2 protein-coding genes are annotated in these 1,799 nt (G+C 35.5%); both read left to right on the top strand.

Annotation, left to right across the window (positions count from 1 at the left end):
• Positions 1-126 precede the first annotated feature (126 nt).
• Positions 127-1,275, top strand: coding sequence for a hypothetical protein (locus CP355_RS09805; protein WP_098044437.1), 1,149 nt, complete (start codon positions 127-129; stop codon positions 1,273-1,275).
• On the top strand, positions 1,206-1,727 hold the full coding sequence (locus tag CP355_RS09800; protein WP_233185886.1) for an SLAP domain-containing protein: 522 nt from the start codon (positions 1,206-1,208) through the stop codon (positions 1,725-1,727). Before CP355_RS09805 ends, CP355_RS09800 begins: the two co-directional genes overlap by 70 nt.
• Positions 1,728-1,799: the final 72 nt, after the last annotated feature.

Below are 1,799 nucleotides of genomic sequence, written 5' to 3'. Positions count from 1 at the left end.
GGTCCAGATGGACTTTTATTTTTATAAAGTGTTCAACTTGATTTTACAATCGGCGAAAATAAAAAAGTCGACACTTACACTTTAAGAGGTGCGGCTAATCATAATTTCTACATTAATGGTAAATTAGTGCAGGTAGTTAATGGTCAATATGCGGTTCCAGTTGATGTTACTTCAGGAAAGATCGTATTTACTTCTGATGAAGCTGGAAAGAATGAGTTATATACTTTCAAGGTAACAGATGTGGATCCAGATTCTCCAGCAGCCGAAACTAATGATTCAGATGATTCCGACAATTCAAATCCAGGAAAAATTGACTCAGAGGACCTAGGCAATATTAGCTTTGATCATTTTGAAAAGAATGAAATTGATTTTACTAATATAGATGATGCTAAAGAAGATGGATATGACCCATTAACAGGTAACTGGAATGTTACAGGATCTGTTGATCCAGATAAAGTTGCTAGTTTAATTGCAGTTGTGCAGGGTAATTCTGAAAATGATCCAGCTAATTTAATCAAATTTGATAAGGATGGTAATTTTAAATTTACTTTTAAGGCACCTGAAACTGGTCAGAAGGCAATACAGTATATTTATACTACTAAAGACGGAGAAAAATACCGTGGTGTAATTGGAGCAATAGTGGATTTTGAAACTACAACTTTGAATGTCGAATTGCCAACTATCACTAATCAACCAGTTTTGCATATTTTAGGTACTGCTAATGATAATATGAGTGGCTATTCTGTCATAATAGACGGTAATAATATATTTACTCAAAGAAATACCAGGGAAGTTAATAGTTATCCAGAATCTGGCCAATCACTTAATCCATACGGACCATATAACATTAACTATGATGTTAATTTAGATGACAATAATGGTCGGCCAAGTGATCATATCATTACAATTAAGGTAGTGGATCAAGTAGGTAATGTCACTAAGAAGAAATTCAATGTACATTATGATCCTAATTACACGGGGCAACCTGAGATTACGTCAGGTGTTGATATGCCAACTACTTCAGAACAACCAATTAGTAAGCCACGTGTTGTAATTCCAACTAATAATTCTAGTGATACTGAAGTTTCAACAGACACCATCACCCTAATCTTAACTCACAACGCCTTCGTCTATGATGGTGACGGCAATGTTGTAATTACAGACGGCAAGAATACTTTGCTTGAAAAGGGCAATACTATTTCTGCATGGCACAAGGGTCAAATCACTACCTTGGCAGGCAGAAGTACGTTCAAGTCGGTGATAACAAGTATGTGAAGTTGTTCAACACTTTGCTTAAGAAACTTGTAGTTCACAACTCATACCTTTACGATGCTAATGGCAAAGCAACTGGTAAGAAGCATAAGTTGACCGTTGTAAAGCATGGTAAGTTTGTTTACGTTTGGAACAATGGCGAAGAATTCAGAATTAATGGTAAAAAGTTCTGTCGCTTAGCCAACGGTAAGTTTATCAAGGTAGCTAACTTACAAACCGTTAAAGCAATCAAGATAAAACATTACAGAGCACGTTTATATGATAAAAACGGTAAGTTACTTAAGAAACATATTACTTTGACTAAGGGTAAATGCTACTGGGCATGGAATGATGCCAAGATAGTTAAAATCCATGGTAAGAAATATTACAGAGTAGGAAAGAACAGATATGTTCGTGCAAATAAGGCTGCAAAAGTAGAGATCAAAACAGCCCTAGATGCTGATAAGCTCAAGTAGAAATAGATTTAGATACGAAAGTGTCTGGGAAAAAACTAACTTTCAGATACCAAAAGACGATCAATCCAACTC

The sequence above is a fragment of the Lactobacillus sp. UMNPBX4 genome (genome assembly GCF_002554115.1).
GTDB classification, from domain to species: Bacteria; Bacillota; Bacilli; order Lactobacillales; family Lactobacillaceae; genus Lactobacillus; species Lactobacillus gallinarum.
The sequence above is the reverse complement of the archived record's forward strand: the minus strand, read 5'-3'. Positions and strand labels throughout refer to the sequence as shown.